The 18,557-nt window shown below is 63.6% G+C and carries 17 protein-coding genes and 1 pseudogene; 5 read left to right on the top strand and 13 right to left on the bottom strand.

What is annotated here, in order from left to right:
* Positions 1–3 precede the first annotated feature (3 nt).
* From CK220_RS13230 to CK220_RS13220, 3 genes are read right to left on the bottom strand one after another with little or no spacing between them, the layout of a single operon-like run.
* Positions 4–678, bottom strand: a complete 675-nt coding sequence (locus CK220_RS13230) for an isoprenylcysteine carboxylmethyltransferase family protein (protein WP_095811934.1) — start codon at positions 676–678, stop codon at positions 4–6.
* A 29-nt stretch (positions 679–707) separates the two neighbouring features.
* Positions 708–1,316, bottom strand: a complete 609-nt coding sequence (locus tag CK220_RS13225; RefSeq protein ID WP_095811933.1) for a flavin reductase family protein — start codon at positions 1,314–1,316, stop codon at positions 708–710.
* Between the two features lies 1 nt (position 1,317).
* The gene (locus tag CK220_RS13220; RefSeq protein ID WP_095811932.1) at positions 1,318–1,902 is read right to left on the bottom strand and encodes a nitroreductase; all 585 of its coding nucleotides are present in this window, start codon (positions 1,900–1,902) and stop codon (positions 1,318–1,320) included.
* Positions 1,903–2,065: 163 nt separating this feature from the next.
* Between CK220_RS13220 and CK220_RS13215 the strand changes: the two genes are divergently transcribed.
* Positions 2,066–3,031 (top strand): hypothetical protein, encoded by a 966-nt coding sequence (locus CK220_RS13215; RefSeq protein WP_095811931.1) that lies wholly within the window; start codon positions 2,066–2,068, stop codon positions 3,029–3,031.
* A gap of 93 nt (positions 3,032–3,124) precedes the next feature.
* Here the strand turns inward: CK220_RS13215 and CK220_RS13210 are convergent, their stop codons facing one another.
* The 5 genes and pseudogenes from CK220_RS13210 to CK220_RS13190 all read right to left on the bottom strand — a co-directional run bounded on the left by CK220_RS13210 (position 3,125) and on the right by CK220_RS13190 (position 7,840).
* Positions 3,125–4,066: a lysophospholipid acyltransferase family protein gene (locus tag CK220_RS13210; protein ID WP_095811930.1), complete on the bottom strand. Its 942-nt coding sequence runs from the start codon at positions 4,064–4,066 to the stop codon at positions 3,125–3,127.
* A gap of 86 nt (positions 4,067–4,152) precedes the next feature.
* Complete coding sequence (thrS, locus tag CK220_RS13205) at positions 4,153–6,126, bottom strand: threonine--tRNA ligase (protein ID WP_095811929.1); 1,974 nt, start codon at positions 6,124–6,126, stop codon at positions 4,153–4,155.
* Positions 6,127–6,366: 240 nt separating this feature from the next.
* Positions 6,367–6,685: pseudogene (locus tag CK220_RS13200) on the bottom strand (penicillin-binding transpeptidase domain-containing protein); the annotation flags it as partial.
* 142 nt (positions 6,686–6,827) lie between these two features.
* On the bottom strand, positions 6,828–7,202 hold the full coding sequence (yidD, locus tag CK220_RS13195; RefSeq protein ID WP_095811928.1) for a membrane protein insertion efficiency factor YidD: 375 nt from the start codon (positions 7,200–7,202) through the stop codon (positions 6,828–6,830).
* Between the two features lie 191 nt (positions 7,203–7,393).
* Entirely contained in the window at positions 7,394–7,840 is a 447-nt protein-coding gene (locus tag CK220_RS13190; RefSeq protein WP_095811927.1) for an iron-sulfur cluster assembly scaffold protein, read from the bottom strand.
* 236 nt (positions 7,841–8,076) lie between these two features.
* Here CK220_RS13190 and folE point away from each other — a divergent pair, with 236 nt between their 5' ends.
* The 3 genes from folE (at position 8,077) to CK220_RS13175 (ending at position 10,313) form a co-directional block, all read left to right on the top strand.
* Positions 8,077–8,703: a GTP cyclohydrolase I FolE gene (gene folE / locus CK220_RS13185; RefSeq protein WP_095811926.1), complete on the top strand. Its 627-nt coding sequence runs from the start codon at positions 8,077–8,079 to the stop codon at positions 8,701–8,703.
* A gap of 95 nt (positions 8,704–8,798) precedes the next feature.
* The gene (gene hisI, locus CK220_RS13180; RefSeq protein WP_095811925.1) at positions 8,799–9,257 is read left to right on the top strand and encodes a phosphoribosyl-AMP cyclohydrolase; all 459 of its coding nucleotides are present in this window, start codon (positions 8,799–8,801) and stop codon (positions 9,255–9,257) included.
* Between the two features lie 84 nt (positions 9,258–9,341).
* The gene (locus tag CK220_RS13175; RefSeq protein WP_067000906.1) at positions 9,342–10,313 is read left to right on the top strand and encodes a patatin family protein; all 972 of its coding nucleotides are present in this window, start codon (positions 9,342–9,344) and stop codon (positions 10,311–10,313) included.
* Between the two features lie 13 nt (positions 10,314–10,326).
* Here CK220_RS13175 and recJ read toward each other — a convergent pair whose 3' ends face one another.
* The 5 genes from recJ to CK220_RS13150 form a co-directional block, all read right to left on the bottom strand.
* Positions 10,327–12,111, bottom strand: coding sequence for a single-stranded-DNA-specific exonuclease RecJ (gene recJ, locus CK220_RS13170; protein WP_095811924.1), 1,785 nt, complete (start codon positions 12,109–12,111; stop codon positions 10,327–10,329).
* Positions 12,112–12,252: 141 nt separating this feature from the next.
* Entirely contained in the window at positions 12,253–13,236 is a 984-nt protein-coding gene (gene glpX / locus CK220_RS13165; protein ID WP_095811978.1) for a class II fructose-bisphosphatase, read from the bottom strand.
* A 148-nt stretch (positions 13,237–13,384) separates the two neighbouring features.
* Positions 13,385–14,698, bottom strand: coding sequence for a homoserine dehydrogenase (locus tag CK220_RS13160; protein WP_095811923.1), 1,314 nt, complete (start codon positions 14,696–14,698; stop codon positions 13,385–13,387).
* Between the two features lie 47 nt (positions 14,699–14,745).
* Complete coding sequence (locus CK220_RS13155) at positions 14,746–15,963, bottom strand: LL-diaminopimelate aminotransferase (protein WP_095811922.1); 1,218 nt, start codon at positions 15,961–15,963, stop codon at positions 14,746–14,748.
* A 48-nt stretch (positions 15,964–16,011) separates the two neighbouring features.
* Entirely contained in the window at positions 16,012–16,422 is a 411-nt protein-coding gene (locus CK220_RS13150) for a hypothetical protein (RefSeq protein ID WP_176479075.1), read from the bottom strand.
* Between the two features lie 97 nt (positions 16,423–16,519).
* Between CK220_RS13150 and phaC the strand changes: the two genes are divergently transcribed.
* Entirely contained in the window at positions 16,520–18,361 is a 1,842-nt protein-coding gene (phaC, locus tag CK220_RS13145; RefSeq protein WP_095811921.1) for a class I poly(R)-hydroxyalkanoic acid synthase, read from the top strand.
* Positions 18,362–18,557: the final 196 nt, after the last annotated feature.

Here is an 18,557-nt window from a genome sequence, read left to right as displayed (position 1 = left end):
CTATTACCAGACCATGGGGATCAGCTTGTAGCGAACGTGAGCCGTGTAGTCGTCATAGCCTTGCAGACCTGTCCGCAGCGCCTTCTCCTCGATGAACGTGCGGATGGCCAGCAGCACGATGAAAAGGAGCACTGACGCCAGCCCCCACCACGAGCCGAGCAGCAGCGCCGTGCCGGCGAAAAACAGAATGGCGCCGCCATACATCGGATGACGGACATAGCTGTAGGGGCCGCTGGTGATCACCTTCTGCCCGCGCTCGTCCTGGATCTTCACGACAGGCGCCGCGAAACTGTTCTCCAGCATCGTCAGGTAACAGATCCAGATTCCGAGCAGCAGCACGACCGCGCCGACAACCTGGACCCAAACGGGAACTGGCGACCAGCCGTTGCGGAAGTCGAGCCCCATCAAGACCAACCATGCAAAGATGGCGACGAGCAATGTCGAGAGCAGCACCTTGTCCGCCGAGCTTTGACCCTTCTGGATTGGCGGGCTCAGCCTTTCTTTCATCAGGCCGGGATCGCGCTGGGCCAACCCCACGCCCAGCGTCAGGCTTAGCCCGACCATCAGCACCAGATACACCCACGCTTGAGGCCAGTTCAGCGTTCCGGCCGACATGAAGAGCAGTGCGCCCATGAAGCCGAACCACAGGAATGTCTGGGCAATCAATTTCGCGACCATGCCCCACCTTCGATGACATGCTCCTCCGGTCAATCCTTGCCCCAGCGCGGCCGCCGCATCGAGAAAATCTCGTTGACGCTGGCATAGTCCATATAGCCGAGCCGGGCGACATTGCCGGCCCTGACGATGTCGAACAGGCCGTCCCTGAGATAAGCATCCTCGATGTGGACGCCGACGACCTCGCCGGCGATGACGATGGCGCTGGTTTCCGTACCGTCCAGCGCCCGCGGCCGAAATATCTCGGTCACCTTGCATTCGAGGGCGGCGGGCGCTTCCGCCACGCGCGGCGGCGCGACGAGGCGCGACGGCGCCATGGCGAGATCGGCATAGGTGAACTCGCTGACGCCGCGCGGCGCATCGACGGCCGTGCGGTTCATCTTCTCGGCAAGCTCGCGGCTGACGAGATTGGCGACGAATTCGCCGGTTTCTTCAGCGAAGGTGGCGCTGTCCTTCGCGCCTTCGGATGAGAACCAGACGATGAAGGGACGTGTCGAAAAGGCGTTGAAGAAGGAATAGGGCGCTAGGTTGATCTCACCGGCCTTGTTCAATGTCGAGATCCATCCGATGGGGCGGGGTGCAACGATCGCCTTCGACGGATCGTGCGGCAGGCCGTGCCCCTTGGATGGCTCGTAGAACATCTCAGCCGGCCCACGGCCCGGTGTACTCGGCATAAAGCTTCGCCGGATCGGGCCGCGGCCGCTCGGGCGCCGGTCCCTGGTACGAGCCGATATGGACAAAGCCGATGACGCGTTCCTGCGGCGACAGCCCGAGGATCGCCCTGCCCTCCGCAACGTCGGAATACCAGTTGCTGATCATGTTGGTGCCATAGCCCAGCGCGTTGGCTGCGATCATCAGATTCATAGCCGCCATTCCGCCCGACAGGAACATCTCCCATTGCGGGATCTTTGGGTTCTCCCGCGGCACGGAGACTACGCCGATCACCAGCGGGGCGCGCGAGAAGCGCGCCAGTTCCTGGTTGCGGCGCCCCTCCGGCAGCGGTCCTTCGCGCTGCTCGGCAAGCGCCGCGAGCTTCTTGCCGATCTCGACCCGCGCCTCGCCGCGGTAGACGATAAACCGCCAGGGCTCGAGGCGGCCATGGTCCGGTACCCGCGAGGCCGCGGCGATCATCGTGGCGATTTCCGCATCGCTCGGCGCCGGCTCCTTGAGATCCGGAATCGGCGCTGAATTGCGGGTCAGCAGGAAGTCGATGATCGGCGACGCCATGGGCGCAAGTCTCCTAGCATTTCAATTTTGAGCTGAAGCGCGCCATCGGGAGGTCGGGCGGCTCGGGCAATGGCGCAACTATACGCCGGATAAAGAGCCCTGGCGGAGGGCGGCAGGCTCTTGAGCCTTGAAATTGCCACCGCCTTGGGCTTCAACGCAAGGCATGTTTGAGGGGACTCTGCGCCTTTTCGTGATCGGGCTCATCGCTGCGCTGTTCGCGGTGCCGGTTTCGTTCGCGCTCGCCCAGAACGCCAACGATGTCGGCAATATCAAGCTGCCGGGCATTTCGAGCTATGCGACGCCGAAGAACGAGAGGTCGCAAGCGCTCGGTAGCGGCGGAGCGATCACCCTTTCTGCGCAACTGACCGACAAAGGCGCCGACATCACCCGCGGCATCGTCTGGCGCGTGTTCAAGCCGGAACCGGCCAGCGACGGCAAGCTGCCGATGGTGGCGTCCGCGCATGGCGGCACGGCGGTGTTCCAGCTCGACCCCGGCAGCTACCTGGTCCACGCCTCTTACGGACGGGCCGGCGCCACCAAGCGCATCACCGTCGGCAAGGACGCAAAGCGCGAGAGCCTTGTCCTCGATGCCGGCGGCTTGAAACTCGATGCGGTTACGTCCGGCGGCGCGCATATCGCGCCAAAGAAGCTCCGCTTCGCCATCTATGAGGGCCAGGCCGAGGCCAATGGCGACCGGGCGCTGATCGCCCCCGATGTCGAGCCGAACACGGTGGTGCGGCTGAATGCAGGCACCTACCATGTCGTCTCCACCTATGGCGCGGTCAACGCCGTGATCCGCTCCGACATCCGCGTCGAGGCCGGCAAGTTGACCGAGGCCACCGTCGAGCACCGCGCGGCCGAGATGACGATGAAGCTGGTGCGCGAGCCCGGCGGCGAAGCCATAGCCGACACCTCTTGGTCGCTGCTCAACGAATCCGGCGATCCGATCAAGGAAGCCGTCGGCGCCTTCGCCTCGATGGTACTGGCCGAAGGCCAATACACCATCATCGCCAAGAACCGCGATCGCATCTACCAGAAGGATTTTACCGTCGTGGCCGGCCAGAACCAGGAAATCGAGGTCGTGGCCAACGAATCGTCCGCCATTGATCCCGAGGAGGGCGCGGACTAGGCCAATCTCAGGAAAGCGCGCAGCGCCTTTCCGGTCCGGAACCTCGCAAGAACGAATACCTGGAGAGGGTCGGCGAACCGCTCTGTGATACGGTCAGGCGGCCTTGCGCATCCGCTTGGGTAGAAACGGCAAGCGTCCGCGCTGCGCTGCCGCCGGAGCGAGATCGAAAACCGCTTGGTAGAGCCTGTCGAGCAGCGCCTTGCGGTCGCGCAGCGGCTCCAACTCGTTCCACTTCAGCACATTGCCGATGCGCACCTCGATCGCCTTGCCGGACAGCCGGGCGAACTCGCGGATGAGCAAGGAGGTGCGCAGCGTCAGCGACGCCTTGCCGACGAATTTCGCCACGCGGTTGTCGCGCTCGGCCATGTTCATCGGCCCGCTGACGAGGTGGAACAGACGGCCGTTCTGGCCGGAGAAATGCAAAGGGATGACCGAGGCCTTGGCCTCCTGGATGAGCTTGGCCGGAAACATCTTCCACGGCAGGTCGATCGCCCGGCCGAATCCCTTCGGCGCCGTGGCGACGCCGCCGGCCGGAAAAACGACGATCGTGACGCCTTCCTTCAACAGCCGCACCGCCTCGTGGCGCACGGCCATGTTGTTTTTCAACGCTTCCTTGGTCTCGGAAAAATCGACCGGCAGCGAATAGGCTTCCATCTCGCGGATCCTGAGCAGGTCCTTGTGGATCATGACCCGGAACGGACGGCCGAGCTGCTCGGCGAGCGACAGCACGGCAATGCCGTCGCCGATGCCGAATGGATGGTTGGCGACGATGACCAGCGGGGTATCCGGCAAATTCGTCGGCGGCCAACGGCCGGCGTGGTGGACCCTGACGTCGATCAATTCCAGCATGCGGCTGAACACACGTTCGCCCGTTGGAGCGATCTGGCGCCGCCACAATTCGTAGAGCGCGGCAAAGCGGCCGCGGCCCGACAGACCTTCGACGGAATGGATGAACCACCGCGTCAGCGCCGGCTGATGCCGGTTGGCGTAAGAGAGCTCGGGAAACGGCCTTTCCCGCGGTTTCAGCTTGAGCATGGCGGCTCGGTTACAAGGTTGGCGTGACAGGGGTGTGAAAAATGGCGGTGGACCATGCCACCGCCATTTTAGGACGTGCCGGTATGTCAGGCCGCGCGACGCTTGCGATCCGGAGAGACGGCCTCGTCGGCCAGCGATTTCACCGCGTCGCCGAGCTTCAGCGATTCCTGGTCACGGGAGCCGAGACGGCGGATATTGACGGTCTCCTCTTCCGCCTCCCGCTTGCCGCAGACCAGGATGACCGGAACCTTTGCTAGGCTGTGCTCGCGCACCTTGTAGTTGATCTTCTCGTTGCGCAGGTCGGCCTCGGCCAGGAGGCCGGCCGCCTTCAGCCGCTCGACCACCTTCATGGCATACTCATCGGCGTCGGAGGTGATTGTCGCCACCACCACCTGCAGCGGCGCGAACCAAAGCGGGAAATGGCCGGAATAATTCTCGATCAGGATGCCGAGGAACCGTTCCATCGAGCCGCACACCGCGCGATGCACCATGACCGGCTGCTTCTTCTCCGAATCCGAGCCGATATAGAAGGCGCCGAAGCGTTCCGGCAGGTTGAAATCGACCTGCGTGGTGCCGCACTGCCATTCGCGGCCAATGGCGTCCTTCAGCACATATTCGAACTTCGGCCCGTAGAAGGCGCCCTCGCCCGGATTGATCGAGGTCTTGATGCGATTGCCGGAGCGCGTGCGGATCGTCTCCAGCACATTGCTCATGATCGCCTCGGCATGGTCCCAGGCCTCGTCTGTGCCGACGCGCTTGTCGGGCCGCGTCGACAGCTTCACCGCGACCTCGTCGAAGCCGAAATCGGCATAGGTCGACAGGATCAGATCGTTGATGCGCAGGCATTCCGCGGCGAGCTGCTCCTCGGTGCAGAAGATATGCGCATCGTCCTGCGTGAAGCCGCGCACACGCATCAGCCCATGCAGCGCGCCCGACGGCTCGTAACGGTGCACATTGCCGAACTCGGCAAGTTTTACGGGCAGTTCGCGGTAAGACTTCAACCCATGCTTGAAGATCTGCACATGGCCGGGACAGTTCATCGGCTTTAGCGCGAAGACGCGGTCGTCGTCGGTATCGTCACCGGCAACCGTGACCTTGAACATCGCATCGCGGTACCAGCCCCAGTGCCCCGACGTCTCCCAGAGACTCTTGTCCAGCACCTGCGGCGCATTGACTTCCTGGTAGCCGTGCTCGTCGAGGCGGCGGCGCATGTAGTTGACCAGGTTCTGGAACATCTTCCAGCCCTTGGCGTGCCAGAAGACGACGCCCGGTCCCTCTTCCTGGAAATGGAACAAATCCATCTCGCGGCCGAGCTTGCGATGATCGCGCTTCTCGGCTTCCTCCAGCAGCATCTGGTATGCCTCGAGCTGCGCCTGGTCGGCAAAGGCGGTGCCGTAGATGCGCGTCAGCATCGGGTTGTTGGAATCGCCGCGCCAATAGGCGCCAGCCACCTTCATCAGCTTGAACGCATTGCCGATCTGCCCGGTCGAAGCCATGTGCGGACCGCGGCAGAGGTCGAACCAGTCGCCCTGCGCGTAGATCTTGATGTCCTGATCCTCGGGGATGGCGTCGATCAGCTCGACCTTGTAGCGCTCGCCCTTGTCGGCAAAGACCTTCTTCGCCTTCTCGCGCGACCAGACCTCCTTGGTAAACGGCTTGTTGCGCGCGATGATCTCCCGCATCTTCCTTTCGATCACCGGGAAATCGTCCGGCGTGAACGGCTCGTTGCGCGCGAAGTCGTAATAGAACCCGTTCTCAATCACCGGCCCGATGGTCACCTGCGTTCCCGGCCAAAGCTCCTGCACGGCCTCGGCCAGCACGTGCGCCGCGTCGTGGCGGATGAGTTCCAGCGCGCGCGGATCTTCGCGGGTGATGATCTCGACCTTGCCGGAACTGCCGAGCGGATCGGAAAGATCGCGGACCGCGCCGTCGAGGCTGTAGGCAACAGCCTTTTTTGCCAGCGATTTGGAGATCGATTCGGCAAGACCGGCGCCGGTCATCGCCGCGTCGTACTCGCGGACGGAACCATCGGGAAATGTCAGGGAAACGGAATTCAGCATCAGAGTTCTCCTATCCAGTCCCGCAAACGAGCGCGGGTGGTGAATGCATGTCGCAGGAATGTGCTGGAGCATGCAGGGTTGGCCGGAGGCGTCCATCACTTGGACGCTGGCGGGCGGCAGTCTTTTATGAGGAGTTCCCGCCGCCGTAAAGCCGCAAGCCGTTCTATTTGATGAGCCCGGGAAGATCCTTCAGGAAAGCCGCCCGCGTCGCGAGCCCCTTCGGCATGTCGCCGCGCTTGGCGTCGGGTCGACGGTTTTCCGGTCGCGCTTCACCGCGCTGAACTCCCGGCTGGTAATCCCAGCTCGGCGTAACTCGTCGCTCAAAATCCCAGCGCGTAGCCGATCAGCGCCAAAGGCACTTGAAGGTCGAAGCCGAGCTGACGCGCTGGTCGCAGACGCGATCCTGGTAAAGCGTCGCACCGCCCGTCGAATCCTGGATCAGCGTGCAGTGGATGTCCTTGAGCGGCGCCGACTGCGCCCGCATCGGCAGGCCGAGCATCCAGGCCAGCAGGAACAGAATAATGGCAATGAAGAACGGATAGCGGTCCATCTGGCGCATCGAAGCTCACTCCGGAAAAGGGATTACGCGGAGCGGCTTAGCGAGGCGTCTTGTCTCGATTTTGTCTCAAATTGGCAGTGTTTGTGCAGGCTGATGTTAACCCTACCGGAGCGTAAACACGGGCTGCGAAACGCTGACATAGTCAGCCATCTGCGTCGCCGTGCTTCCTGCCGAGCTGCCAATAGCGCCACGGCGTGAACCAGACATAGCGTGGCGCAAGCGTCTCCGGCACGCGGTCGATGCCATGGGTTCCGAATGGCCCGCAGCGCGAGACCCGGAACAGCGCCATCCAGCCGCCGGCCCACAAGCCATGGCGGGCGATCGCTTCATGCGCGTATTCGGAACAGGTCGGCAGATGCCGGCAGCTATTGCCGACGAAACCGGAAAGCGTCAGTTGGTAGAGGCGCACGAGCGACGTGCCTAGGACACGGCCCGGCGTCTTGCGCCAGGGTCCCCGCCAGTTTCGCCCATGCCGGACCGGCCGGACGCCATGCGCATGTCCTTGGTGGTCGTGCACCCACCTCTCTCCACAGCGACTTTTCGCTTAGCGATAAATGTGGGTTGCGGACCTGGAACGCAATGCCGTTCTCAGTCATTCATGGCCTTGAGCGACAGCCGCTCGGCCCACGGGGCATGGTACACACCAAAACATCTCGAGCAGGCGAGTTCGCCACGACCAGGCGAGCGGCGGCCTCTAGGCGCTTGCGGTCAAGCCGCCTGGCCGGCGCGCTGCTTCTCGATCTGGCCGATCGCGTCAACCACTGCGTCGAAGGTCAGCATGGTCGAGGCGTGACGTGCCTTGTAGTCGCGCACCGGCTCCAGATATTTGAGATCGGCGAACCGGCCTTCCGGCGGCGCGCCGTCTTCCTTGAGCATCTTCAGCATGGTCTCCCGCACTGCGCGCAGCTCATCGGCTTTCGCGCCGATGACATGCTGGGCCATGATCGAGGAGGATGCCTGACCAAGCGCGCAGGCCTTCACGTCATGCGCGAAATCGGTCACCACGTCGCCATCCATTTTGAGGTCGACGGTGACAGTCGAGCCGCATAATTTGGAGTGCGCTCTGGCGGTGGCATCGGGGTGGTCGAGCCGGCCGATCTTGGCGATGTTTCCAGCGAAGCTCAGAATTTTCGCATTGTAGACGTCGTCGATCATTTTTTTCCAATCCGTCGCCGCCAAGCGAACAGGCTTTGCCGCTGTTGCGTCTTCCTTTCGCTGTGCACGACCATATATAATGATGGCAGCCGGGCATCGACAAGGCAAACTCAAGCCATTGTCATTGCTCATCTGTTCACGCCGCTTACGGGCTGGAAACCGGGCGAGTTTCACCCGAAAGGTCGTGGTCCGTTCAACTCGTCCCACCTTTGAGTGGGACTACGGGAGACGCCTTTATGGATGCCGTCATCAAGAAACTCATGCCCCCTTCCTCCTATATGGAGAGACCTGTCACCGATCGCCCAAGCGAGGCCGAGGTCGAAGCCGCCGTGCGCACACTTTTGCGCTGGACCGGCGACAACCCTGATCGCGAGGGCCTGGTCGACACGCCGAAGCGCGTCACCAAGGCCTTTCGCGAGATGTTCAACGGCTATGACATGTGCCCGGCCGAGGAGCTTGGCCGCACTTTCGAGGAAGTGGCCGGCTATGACGATCTCGTCATCGTCAGGGACATTAAGTTCCACTCCCATTGCGAGCACCACATGGTGCCGATCATCGGCAAGGCGCATGTCGGCTACCTGCCGGACGGCAAGGTCGTGGGTCTGTCCAAGATCGCGCGCGTCGTCGACATCTTCGCCCATCGCCTGCAGACGCAGGAAGCGATGACGGCGCAGATCGCCGGCGTCATCCAGGACGTGCTCAACCCGCGCGGCGTCGCCGTCATGATCGAGGCCGAGCATATGTGCATGGCCATGCGCGGCATCCGCAAGCAGGGCTCGACTACGCTCACCTCGACCTTCACCGGCGTCTTCAAGGACACGCCCGAGGAACAGGTGCGCTTCGTCACCATGGTGCGTGCCTGATCGCCGGCTGTTGCCGGCGTTCAGACCATGGTCCCGAAAAAGTGGGACCCGGTTTTCGGATAAGATCATGGTCAAACAATAAAGACGAACCGGCAATGTCGGCACCCCAATTTCCCAAAGCCCCGGCAGACAAGAAGGCGCTGGAGGAAGGCGCCGTCCTTTCTCCGCGCTTCGATGCTGCCGGCCTCGTGACCGTCGTCGTCACCGACGCCGGCGACGGCATGCTTTTGATGGTCGCGCATATGAATGCCGAGGCGCTGGCGCTGACGCTCGAAACCGGCATCGCCCACTATTGGTCGCGTTCCCGCAACGCGCTGTGGAAAAAGGGCGAGACCTCGGGCAACGTCCAGCGCGTCGTCGAGATGCGCACCGATTGTGACCAGGACGCGATATGGTTGAGCGTCAAAGTATTGGGCCACGACGCAACTTGTCACACCGGTAGACGTTCCTGCTTTTATCGGACGGTGGGGCTCAGCGACGGCAAGGCGGTGCTTGCCGACGATGGCAGCAAGCCGCTGTTCGATGCGCAAGAAACGTATCGGAAGCCGGCGTGAACCATTCGATATTCACAAACCACTCATATTCACTATTCTCAAACATCCTTGTGATAGAAGGGACACGGGACAAGGGAGATCATGATGCTCGAATGGGCGTCATTGCGCAGCAGACCTGACGTTCAGGAGGCAAACGGCCTTGCATCGTCCGGCGGCGTGCTCGATCCGAAATCGGCGAAGAAGATGGGCATCTCGCTGGCGCTCGGCGGCGGCTGTGCGCGTGGCTGGGCCCATATCGGGGTGTTGCGCGCGCTCGACGAAGCCGGCATCGAAGTTTCGATGATCGCAGGCACCTCGATCGGTGCGCTGGTCGGCGGCTGCTATCTCGCCGGCAAATTGGACGAACTGGAAGAGTTCGCCAGAAGCCTGACCAAGCGGCGCCTCTTCGGGCTACTCGATCTCAATCTGCGCGGCAGCGGCCTGTTTGGCGGCATGAAGCTCGATGCGCGGCTGCGCGAACACGTGGACGGTATCCGTTTTGAGGAACTGTCGAAGCCCTTCGTCGCCGTCGCTTCAGAAATCCGCACCGGCCACGAAATCTGGCTGTCGAAAGGTTCGCTCATCACCGCCATGCGTGCGTCCTACGCGCTGCCCGGCGTCTTCGAACCCGTGAACTGCAACGGGCGCGTGCTGGTCGACGGCGCGCTGGTCAATCCGGTGCCGGTCTCGGTCTGCCGCGCCTACGAGCAGCCGCTGGTCGTTGCCGTCAACCTGCACTACGACCTGTTCGGGCGTGCCGCGGTCATCAAGCACAGCGCGGGCGAACTCGTCATCGAGAACGACGCGCCGCGTCCCGGCCAGGTCAACCCCCAGCACCCGCCGCACCAGACCCGCCTCGGCATCACGGGCGTCATGGTCGAGGCCTTCAACATCATCCAGGACCGGATCTCGCGCGCCAGGCTCGCCGGGGATCCGCCCGACATGTCGCTGCAGCCGAAGCTCAGCCACATCGGACTGACCGAGTTCCACCGCGCCGACGAGGCGATCCGCATCGGCTATCAGGCGACGATGTCTCAGATCAGCGAATTGAGGCGGCTGCAGACGGTGCTCGCCTGATCTGAAGCGTCAGTCAATCAATCGCGGCATCCGTGATGCGGAATTGCACCGAGCGGTTGCCGTTCCAGTAATTGCCGGACAGCGAACCGGCTATGTGCACGGTCCTGCCCCTGTTCTTGAACAGGAAGTCGCCAAGCGCAGTGTCGACGGCGCGGAACGCGATCGCCTGGAGGCGGCCGCCGCTTTGCGACTGCAGGTCGGCGCGGATGTGGTTGGTGCCGATCGGCCGCGCATCGGTAAGTCTGTGCCGCGGCAGCACGAACACCGGCGCGACATGTCCGGCGCCGAACGGGCCGGCTTTCTCCAACGCGTCGAGAAGCGCCAGCGTCGCGCCCTCGGCGGCCAAGGCGCCGTCGATCGCCAGGCTTTCCTCACTCTGCAGCCGGAACACATCCGCCGCTGCGCGCTCCTCGAAGAAAGCTCGAAGCGCACCGAGCTTGGCACGCTCGACGGTGATGCCTGCCGCCATGCCGTGGCCGCCGCCCTTGGCGATCAGCCCGGCCTCCGCTGCCTCGCGCACCAGCCGGCCGAGATCGAAGCCGGAGACCGAGCGCCCCGAGCCGGTGCCGATGCCATTGGAATTGAAGGCGATGGCGAAAGCAGGACGGCGCGCATGTTCCTTGAGCCGCGAGGCCAGCAGCCCGACGATGCCGGGATGCCAGCTGTTGCTGGCGGTCACGACGATGCCGGGACCGTTGCCGCCGGCTAGCTCCGCGTCGGCCTCGGCGCGCGCCTGGGCCAGCATCTCCAGTTCCATCTGCTGCCGTTCCTGGTTCAGCCGGTCGAGCGTCTCGGCAATGCTTGCGGCTTCGACGGGATCGTCGGTGGCAAGCAGCCTGCTGCCGAGCGCGGCATCGCCGATGCGCCCGCCGGCATTGATGCGGGGACCGATCAGATAGGCGAGATGGAAGGTGTTGATCGGCTCGCCGATGCGCGAGATCCGCGCAAGCGCCGCCAGCCCCTCGTTCTTCTGCTGGCGCGCCACCTGCAAGCCTTTGACCACGAAAGCGCGGTTGACGCCGGTGAGCGGCACCACGTCGCAAACCGTCGCCAGCGCGGCGAGGTCGAGCTGCGAAAGCAGGTCGACCGGCGCGGCGTTTGGCAACCGTTCGCGAAGCACCTTCGCCGTCTGCACCAGGCAAAGGAAGACCACGCCGGCGGCGCAGAGATGCCCCTGCCCCGAAAGGTCGTCCTGCCGGTTCGGATTGACCACCGCATCGGCCGCCGGCAGCGATCCGCCGATCTGGTGATGGTCGAGCACCACGACATCGGCGCCGGCTTCTTTCGCTGCCTCGATCGACACGGCGCTGTTGGTGCCGCAGTCGACGGTGACGATCAGCTTCGCGCCGCGCGAGATCAGTTCGCGCATGGCTTCCGGATTGGGGCCGTAGCCTTCGAAGATGCGGTCGGGGATATAGATCTCGGACGGCACCGAAAAATGCGCCAGAAAGCGCTTCAGCAGCGCCGACGACGCAGCGCCGTCGACATCATAGTCGCCGAAGATCGCCACCTTCTCGCCGGCCACGATCGCGTCCGCGATGCGCGCCGCCGCCTTCTCCATGTCGGTCAGCGAGGCTGGGTTCGGCAAAAGCTCGCGAACGGTCGGATCGAGGAAGCGCTCGGTCTGCTCGACCGTCACGCCGCGCCCAGCCAGCACCCTTGCGACGATATCCGGCACGCCATGGCCCTGCGCGATGGCCAAAGCGGCCATGTCCTGCCGCTCGGTCAGCCGGTGCTCCCAGGAAACACCGGTCGCCGACTGCCTGACATCGAGGAAGAAGCGTCTCTCGCCCATCATGAGACGCGCCGTCTGCACACCATCCTTCGGCAGATATCAATATGCGACAGCCCTAGCAATTCCGGGAAAGCGAACCACCCCAGGAAAGCTGTGGACGGGCTCTCCGGCCGAAACTGCGCGAAAGTCTCTACAAGGGCGAAATCAAAACTTTTCCAGATCCTGGTGACGCGCCTTGATCTCGCGCACTGTGCGCGAGGACGAGCGCAGCACGATGGTGTGAGTGGTGATGAAGGTGCGGCCGAACTTCACCCCGCCGAGCAGATTGCCGTCGGTGACGCCGGTCGCCGCAAACAGCACGTCGCCTCGCGCCATGTCCTGCGCGCGATAGACCCGCTTCGGATCCGAAATGCCCATCTTTTCGGCCCGCGCCATCTTCTCCGGCGTGTCGAGGATCAGCCGGCCCTGCATCTGTCCGCCGGTGCAGCGAAGCGCCGCCGCGGCCAGCACCCCTTCTGGCGCGCCGCCGGTACCGAGATAGATGTCGATGCCGGTCTCTTCCGGATCGGTGGTGTGGATGACGCCGGCGACGTCGCCGTCGCCGATCAGCCGGATGGCGGCGCCCGTGGCGCGCACCGCGTCGATCAGCTTGGCATGGCGCGGCCGGTCGAGGATGCAGGCGGTGATGTCGGACACCGCCACGCCCTTGGCCTTGGCGAGATTGGCGATGTTCTCGGCCGGCGGCGCGTCGATGTCGATCAGGCTGTCCGGGTATCCCGGCCCGATGGCGATCTTGTCCATGTAGACGTCGGGCGCGAACAGCAGGCTGCCCTTTTCCGCGATGGCGATGACGGCAAGCGCGTTGGGCAGGTTCTTGGCGCAGATCGTCGTGCCTTCGAGCGGATCGAGCGCGATGTCGACCGCCGGGCCTTTGCCGGTGCCGACCTCTTCGCCGATATAGAGCATCGGCGCCTCGTCGCGCTCGCCCTCGCCGATCACCACGGTACCCTTGATTGCCAGCCGGTTGAGTTCCTGGCGCATGGCGTCGACGGCGACCTGGTCGGCCGCTTTCTCATCGCCACGACCGCGCAGCCTGGCAGCGGCGACCGCGGCCCTTTCGGTCACACGCACCACTTCCATGGTGAGGATACGATCGAGACCGGCTGCGATGTTCTGGGCCATGTTCATGGATGGGCATTCCTCGTTGAAACTGCGCTTCGCCTCCCGCCAGAGGCGCGCTTCTTCTGGCAAAGCTCCATGACAACGGCAAGACTTGCCATGTCAATTTTTGAAATGGCAGCAATATCAATCGATTAAAGGTGAAGTATGACCTGAACTATTCCGCCCGCTCGATACGGATCACCTGCGGCTTGTCGGTGAGATGGCCGTCCTTGGTGACGCCGTCGACCGCCTTGCGCACCGCCGCTTCCGTTGTCTCGTGGGTGACGAGGATGACGGTCTTTTGCGCTTCGGTTGCCGGCCCGGCGGCCTGCTGGACGATCGATTCCAGCGAGATGTCGTTGTCGGCCATGCGCTTGGCGATCGCGGCGAAGACGCCGATGCGGTCGTGCACGGTGAGCCGGATGAAATAGCCGCCGGCATGGCTGCGCATCTGCGCTTTCCTGTAGGGCTTCAATTCCTTCGCCGGCCAGCCGAAGACCGGCCCGTGCTGGAAGCCTGGCCGGCTCTTGGCGATGTCGGCGATGTCGCCGACCACCGCCGAGGCGGTCGCGTTGCCGCCGGCGCCGGGGCCGGAGAGCAAAAGTTCGCCCAGGATGTCGGTCTCGATCGCCACGGCATTGGTGACGCCATGAACCTGCGCGATGACCGAGGCCGTCGGCACCATGGTCGGATGCACGCGCTGCTCGATGCCGCTGTCGGTGCGCTGCGCGACACCGAGCAGCTTGATGCGGTAGCCGAGGTCGGCCGCCGCGCGGATGTCGGCCTGGGTGATGTTGGAGATGCCCTCCATATAGATATCGTTGGCGGCAATCTTCGTGCCGAAGGCAAGGCTGGTCAGGATCGACAGCTTGTGCGCTGTGTCGTGGCCTTCGATGTCGAAGGTCGGGTCGGCTTCGGCATAGCCGAGGCGCTGCGCGTCCTTGAGGCAGGCATCGAAAGAGATGCCTTCGGCCTCCATGCGGGTCAGGATGTAGTTGCAGGTGCCGTTGAGGATGCCGAAGACGCGGGTGACCTGGTTGCCGGCCATCGCCTCGCGCATCGTCTTGATGACCGGGATGCCGCCGGCCACCGCAGCCTCGTAGTTGAGCAGCACGCCCTTCTTCTCGGCGATCTCGGCGAGTTGCACGCCGTGCTTGGCCAACAGCGCCTTGTTGGCCGTCACGACATGGCGGCCGGCCTCGAGCGCCGTCTTCACCGATGCACGCGCTGGCCCTTCGTCGCCGCCGATCAGCTCGACGAAGACATCAATGTCGGCCTTCTCAGCCATCTTCGCGGCATCGTCGAACCACTTGGTGCCGCCCAGATCGACACCGCGGTCGCGCTTCGGATCGCGCGCCGAAACCGCTGTGACGACAATGTCGCGGCCGCACTGGCGGGTGAGTTCGGCGCCCTTGTCGTTGAGCACGCGCGCCACCGAGGCGCCCACCGTGCCGAGGCCGGCAATTCCAACACGCAATGCTTCAGCCATGTCCGGCGACGCCCCTCAAAAATTGGTGGGTATGATGTGCGGTGAATTCAGCGGCGCGCGGTGAGCGGCACAACATTGTTGGGCTGCTTGGCGGTCGAGGCCAGGAAGCGCTTGATGTTGCGCGCCGCCTGGCGGATCCGGTGCTCGTTCTCGACCAGCGCCACACGAACGAAATCGTCGCCGTGCTCGCCGAAGCCGATGCCCGGTGCCACCGCCACATCGGCGTGCTCGATGAGCAGCTTGGAGAATTCAAGCGAGCCGAGCTGGCGGAACTGTTCCGGGATTGGCGCCCAAGCGAACATCGAGGCCGCCGGCGCCGGAATGGTCCAGCCGGCACGGCCGAAGGAATCGACCATCACGTCGCGCCGCTTGTGGTAGACCTCGCGCACCTCGGCGATGTCGGCGCCGTCGCCGTTCAACGCATGCGCCGCCGCCACCTGGATCGGCGTGAAGGCGCCGTAGTCGAGATAGGATTTGACGCGCGTCAGCGCTGCGATCAGCCGCTCGTTGCCGACGGCAAAGCCCATGCGCCAGCCGGGCATGGAAAAAGTCTTCGACATCGAGGTGAACTCGACGCAGACGTCGATCGCGCCCGGCACCTGCAGCACCGAGGGCGGCGGGTTGCCGTCGAAATAGATCTCGGAATAGGCAAGGTCCGACAGGATGACGATGTCGTTCTTCTTGGCGAAGGCGACCACGTCCTTGTAGAAATCGAGCGAGGCGACCAGCGCCGTCGGGTTCGACGGATAGTTCAGGATCAGCGCCAGCGGCCTCGGGATCGAGTGGCGGATACCGCGCTCGACCGCCGGGATGAAGCCGTCGTCCGGTTCCACCTGCAGCGAGCGGATGACGCCGCCCGACATGATGAAGCCGAAGGCGTGGATCGGATAGGTCGGATTGGGGCACAGGATGACGTCCCCGGGCGCGGTGATCGCCTGCGCCATGTTGGCAAAGCCCTCCTTCGAGCCGAGCGTCGCCACCACTTGCGTGTCCGGGTTGAGCTTCACGCCGAAGCGGCGGGCATAGTAGCTCGCCTGGGCGCGGCGCAAGCCCGGAATGCCGCGCGAGGACGAATAGCGATGCGTGCGCGGATCGCGCACCACTTCGCACAATTTGTCGACGATGGCCTTCGGCGTCGGCAGGTCCGGATTGCCCATGCCAAGGTCGATGATGTCGGCACCGCGCGAGCGGGCGCTGGCCTTCAGCCGATTGACCTGCTCGAACACGTAAGGCGGAAGCCGGCGAACCTTATGAAATTCTTCCATTGGAGTTCCAGACGATCAAGGGGGCGCTTTTCGGCGCGCGATATAGACCTAATTGCAGTTAGGGTCGAGGGAGGGATCGCATTTGCCTTCGATCTGCTTCAGCGCGTCGTCGCCATGCGTCCTGGCGAGCGTGTTCAGCGCCGCCGTATTGGCGGCTGGCTTCGCGCGGCCGCCCTTGGCAAGCTGCGCCTGCTGCTCGGCCTTGAGCTGGGCAAGCTTGGCGGCGGTCTCTTCCTTCGTCAGCTGCTTGGCGGCTACCTGCGGCGGAATGTTGAGGTTCGGATAGGAGCCGGTGTCCTTCGGCCCCTCGGTCACCGCCGTCGGCCTCGCATTGTTGGTGTTGCTGCTGGTCTCGCAGCCGCCCGCAAGCAACGGCGTGCATAGCACTATGGCCGCGGCGGCGATGCGGCAAATCGAATCGGCGCCGAGAAAATAAGTCCCGCCATCATTAATCGTCATATTGTTTTCCTGGCAGCCGGGTTAGAGCGTGTTGGACCCGGTCAGATGTCCCATGGTAATATGTCAAGAAAACGCTCCGGGAGGAACCCCGCGAACCATGTCCAAAGCGCCCGATTCGGACAAAGCGGAAAATGGCGGACCTTCGACCGTCGAGCAATATCTGGTGAAAGATCCCGAACGCTTCGCGTTGAACATGGCGCGCATGATCGAGCAGGCCGGCAAGGCGGCCTCCGCCTGGGCCGAGCCGCGCGAAAAGGGTGAGGTGCGCGACCACGTCGCCGAGCCCGTGGTCGACATGGTCAAGACCTTCTCCAAGCTTTCGGAGTACTGGCTGGCCGACCCGCAGCGCGCGCTGGAAGCGCAGACGCGGCTCTTCGCCGGCTATATGACGGTCTGGGCGAATGCCATCCAGAAGGTCAGCCCCGACCCCAACGCCGAAGCCCCCGAGGACGCGGTCAAGCCCGAGCGCGGCGACAAGCGCTTCCAGGACCCGGAATGGGGCCGCAATGCCTTCTTCGATTTCCTGAAACAGGCCTATCTCGTCACCTCGCGCTGGGCCTCGGATCTCGTCGATCATGCGGAGGGCCTGGACGAGCACACCCGCCACAAGGCGAGCTTCTACGTCAAGCAGGTCTCCAACGCCATCGCGCCGTCGAATTTCATCCTGACCAATCCCGAGCTGTTCCGCGAGACCGTCGCCTCCAACGGCGAGAACCTGGTGCGCGGCATGAAGATGCTGGCCGAGGACATCGCCGCCGGCCGGGGCGACCTGAAGCTGCGCCAGGCGGACTACGCGCCGTTCGAGATCGGCAAGAACATCGCCACGACACCCGGCAAGGTGATCGGCCGCAGCGATGTCGCCGAGATCATCCAATACAATCCGACGACGGAGACGGTGCTGAAGCGCCCCCTGCTCATTTGCCCGCCCTGGATCAATAAATACTATATCCTCGACCTCAACCCGCAGAAATCCTTCATCCGCTGGGCGATCGAACAGGGCCACACGGTCTTCGTCATCTCCTGGATCAACCCGGACGAGCGCCACGGCGCCAAGGGTTGGGAGGCCTATATCCGCGAGGGCCTGCAATATGGCCTCGACATGGTCGAGAAGGCGACCGGCGAGAAGGAGGTCAACGCCATCGGCTATTGCGTCGGCGGCACGCTGCTGGCCGCGGCGCTTGCGCTCCTGGCGCAGGAGGGCGACGACCGTATCAAATCGGCGACCTTCTTCACTACGCAGGTCGACTTCACCTATGCCGGCGACCTCAAAGTGTTCGTCGACGAGGACCAGGTCGCGGCGGTCGAGCGCTCGATGAACGAGAAGGGCTATCTCGACGGCACCAAGATGGCGACCGCCTTCAACATGCTGCGTTCGGGCGACCTGATCTGGCCGTATGTCATCAACAACTACATGCGCGGCAAGGATCCCCTGCCCTTCGATCTGCTTTACTGGAATGCCGATTCGACCCGCATGGCGGCAGCCAACCATTCCTTCTATCTGCGCAATTGCTATCTCGAGAACAATCTCTCGCGCGGCACGATGGAGCTGGCGGGCCGCACCGTCTCGCTGGCCGACATCACGATCCCTGTCTACAACCTCGCCACGAAAGAAGACCACATCGCGCCGGCGCTCTCGGTGTTCCTCGGCTCGCGCTATTTCGGTGGCGAGGTCGAATATGTCATGGCGGGCTCCGGCCATATCGCCGGCGTCGTCAATCCGCCGGCGGCGCACAAGTACCAGTACTGGACCGGCGGCAAGCCGGTGGGGGATTTCAACACCTGGTTCGCCAGCGCGCATGAGCATCCCGGCTCATGGTGGACGCACTGGCAGCACTGGATCGAAAGCCAGGACAACATGCATGTGCCCGCCCGCAAACCGGGCAAGCGTATGAAAACCTTGGGAGACGCGCCGGGCACCTATGTCAAGGTGCGTGTGTAACGCGCTGTAATGTGTGGTGAGTTGACGGCCCGCCAAAACAGGGCGAAATGGGGATGTTAATCGTTTTCGCAGCCTCAATCGCCTTCAGACAAGTAATAAATCCGAGGCTTTGCAGATCGATTCAGATCCCGTTTCCGGTTCGGGAACAGGAGGTCGTCGCTAGAGGCACTGGAGCGCTGCGGCGACGATATACGGA

The sequence above is a fragment of the Mesorhizobium sp. WSM3860 genome, from assembly GCF_002294995.1.
Lineage (GTDB): Bacteria > Pseudomonadota > Alphaproteobacteria > Rhizobiales > Rhizobiaceae > Mesorhizobium.
This window is presented reverse-complemented; position numbering and strand designations above follow the sequence as displayed.

Bases quoted from the DNA above. Each gene is read 5' to 3' on its own strand.
- CK220_RS13230 (WP_095811934.1), bottom strand. From the start codon at position 678: ATGGTCGCGAAATTGATTGCCCAGACATTCCTGTGGTTCGGCTTCATG.
- CK220_RS13225 (WP_095811933.1), bottom strand. From the start codon at position 1,316: ATGTTCTACGAGCCATCCAAGGGGCACGGCCTGCCGCACGATCCGTCG.
- CK220_RS13220 (WP_095811932.1), bottom strand. From the start codon at position 1,902: ATGGCGTCGCCGATCATCGACTTCCTGCTGACCCGCAATTCAGCGCCG.
- CK220_RS13215 (WP_095811931.1), top strand. From the start codon at position 2,066: ATGTTTGAGGGGACTCTGCGCCTTTTCGTGATCGGGCTCATCGCTGCG.
- CK220_RS13210 (WP_095811930.1), bottom strand. From the start codon at position 4,066: ATGCTCAAGCTGAAACCGCGGGAAAGGCCGTTTCCCGAGCTCTCTTAC.
- thrS (WP_095811929.1), bottom strand. From the start codon at position 6,126: ATGCTGAATTCCGTTTCCCTGACATTTCCCGATGGTTCCGTCCGCGAG.
- CK220_RS13190 (WP_095811927.1), bottom strand. From the start codon at position 7,840: ATGATCGACGACGTCTACAATGCGAAAATTCTGAGCTTCGCTGGAAAC.
- folE (WP_095811926.1), top strand. From the start codon at position 8,077: ATGGATGCCGTCATCAAGAAACTCATGCCCCCTTCCTCCTATATGGAG.
- hisI (WP_095811925.1), top strand. From the start codon at position 8,799: ATGTCGGCACCCCAATTTCCCAAAGCCCCGGCAGACAAGAAGGCGCTG.
- CK220_RS13175 (WP_067000906.1), top strand. From the start codon at position 9,342: ATGCTCGAATGGGCGTCATTGCGCAGCAGACCTGACGTTCAGGAGGCA.
- recJ (WP_095811924.1), bottom strand. From the start codon at position 12,111: ATGATGGGCGAGAGACGCTTCTTCCTCGATGTCAGGCAGTCGGCGACC.
- glpX (WP_095811978.1), bottom strand. From the start codon at position 13,236: ATGAACATGGCCCAGAACATCGCAGCCGGTCTCGATCGTATCCTCACC.
- CK220_RS13160 (WP_095811923.1), bottom strand. From the start codon at position 14,698: ATGGCTGAAGCATTGCGTGTTGGAATTGCCGGCCTCGGCACGGTGGGC.
- CK220_RS13155 (WP_095811922.1), bottom strand. From the start codon at position 15,963: ATGGAAGAATTTCATAAGGTTCGCCGGCTTCCGCCTTACGTGTTCGAG.
- CK220_RS13150 (WP_176479075.1), bottom strand. From the start codon at position 16,422: ATGACGATTAATGATGGCGGGACTTATTTTCTCGGCGCCGATTCGATT.
- phaC (WP_095811921.1), top strand. From the start codon at position 16,520: ATGTCCAAAGCGCCCGATTCGGACAAAGCGGAAAATGGCGGACCTTCG.